Annotated in this window: 1 protein-coding gene; it reads left to right on the top strand. The window is 37.9% G+C overall.

The genetic code is table 11. The annotated features are described in order from the left end of the window. Positions 1-2,183, top strand: a 2,183-nt coding sequence (locus tag M0D21_RS22890; RefSeq protein ID WP_248334355.1) for a condensation domain-containing protein, incomplete at both ends; no start/stop codon positions are given.

Genomic DNA, 2,183 nt, shown 5'->3' with positions numbered 1-2,183 from the left:
TTATGGTTAGATAATTTCCCGCTTACTCCCAATGGTAAGGTCGATCGTCGTGCTCTTCCGAGTTTAGATCTCACAGTAGGCGAGGAGTATATAGCGCCAAAGAATGATTTACAACAAGAATTAGTTAGTATTTGGTCCGAGGTTTTAGGTATAGCAGCAGATAAGATTAGTATTACGTCAGACTTTTTTAGTTTAGGAGGTCATTCGTTGAGTGCTATTACCTTGTCTAATAAGATTAATAAGGCATTTTCGGTAGAGTTACCTTTACGAGAGTTTTTTGTTCATCGCACGATATCTTCATTAAGTAATTATATAAGTTCTAGTGATCATGTTGTTTTTGAGTCGATTCCAAAGGCAGAATCAAATGAGTTTTATCCATTATCCTCTGCCCAACGCAGGATGTACTTTTTATATGAGTTTGATAAGGGAGCTACGAGTTACAACATGCCTGGATTTTATAAGATATCAGGGGATTATGATGCCTCTAAGTTATCTTCTGTTTTTGGCACTTTAGTTTCTCGTCATGAGAGTTTGCGTATGGTTTTTGATGTTGTGGGAGATGTTCCTGTACAACGTGTATTGGCTGCAGACGGTTTTGAGTTAGAATATTATAGTTGTGGTTCAGAGGATGTTTCCTTGTTTCTTTCTGATTTTGTACGTCCATTTGATTTATCGACTGATTTTCCTATTCGCGTTGGTATTTTGGATGTATCAGGGGAGTTTTCGATATTGATGATCGATATGCATCATATTATCAATGATGGCGTATCTCAGGAGATTTTAATGCGTGAGTTTTGGTCGTTATATCAAGGGTTAGCTTTACCAGCGTTACGTATTCAATATACAGATTATGCAGTATGGCAACAGAGTGCTTCTCATCAGGATATGGTTTCTTCTCACAAGTCGTATTGGTTAGCACGTTATTCAGAAGAGGTTAAGGTCTTAGATTTACCTACAGATCATGTTCGTTCAATGCATCGTAGTCATGCAGGTGCAGTACATAGCTTTAGCTTTAGTACATCTGATAGTGATAAGTTACGCTCTTTGGCGAGTTCTTCAGGAGTTACGATGTATACCTTGTTTTTAGCGATGTATAATATACTACTGAGTAAGTTATCGAACCAGAGTGATATAGTAGTTGGTACTCCCACGGCAGGCAGGCACCATGCAGATTTAGAGGATGTAGTAGGTATGTTTGTAAATACTTTGGCTTTACGTAATGAGGTGGCAGGGGAATTAAAGATTAGCGATTTTCTATCTGCGATACAGGATAGTACCTTATCGGCCTTTGATCATCAGTTGTATCAATATGAGGAGTTGGTAGATGCTTTGGATCTTCCGCGTGATGTAGGTCGTAATCCTTTGTTTGATGTTTTCTATTCTTATCATCAGGATTTAGACTCGACAGTTTTTGAGGGATCCGATCTTATGCTTGAGCCTTATGATGTTTCTCATACGATATCGAAGTTCGATCTTAGTTTGAATGTTTTAGACTCTGATCAGATAGGGTTATCTTTTGTGTATTGCAAGGATGTATTTGAACCTTCTACGATTGCACGTTTTAGTGATTATTTGTTAGCTATAGTTGATGATGTTTTATCAGATCAGGATCAGTATTTAAAGGATATAGATATTTTATCCTCTGCAGAGCGGGATCGTTTATTGTTTGATTTCAATGATACTTTTTCGGATTATGATTTGAGTCATACGGTTTTAGATATGTTTAAGAGCCAGGTTGCAATGCGTTCAGAGGCAAAGGCTTTGATCTTGGGAGATCGTTATATGAGCTATCAGGATTTAGATGATCGTTCCGATCTTTGGTCTCATGCATTGATCTCTCAGGGAGTTAAACCTGGTGCTATAGTTGGTTTGATTATGGATCGTTCTTTAGAGATGATTACCTCGATATTGGCAGTGATGAAGGCTGGCGCGGCTTATGTTCCTATCAATCCGGATCAACCTGTTTCTCGTACGCTTCATATGTTATCAGATTGTGAGAGTGATCTTTGTATTACCAATATAGATGATCTTTCAGAAGAGATTACATCTTCATATCGTTGTTTAGGATATGAGATTTTAGATAGTTTTGAGCTAGCTGGTGTTATAGAAGATTTACCCTATGTTAGACCAGATAGTCTGGCTTATGTGATATATACTTCTGGTAGTACGGGTCAACCCAAAGG

Origin of the sequence: Aquimarina acroporae (genome assembly GCF_023195925.1) — a bacterium.
GTDB classification, from domain to species: domain Bacteria; phylum Bacteroidota; class Bacteroidia; order Flavobacteriales; family Flavobacteriaceae; genus Aquimarina; species Aquimarina acroporae.
This window is presented reverse-complemented; position numbering and strand designations above follow the sequence as displayed.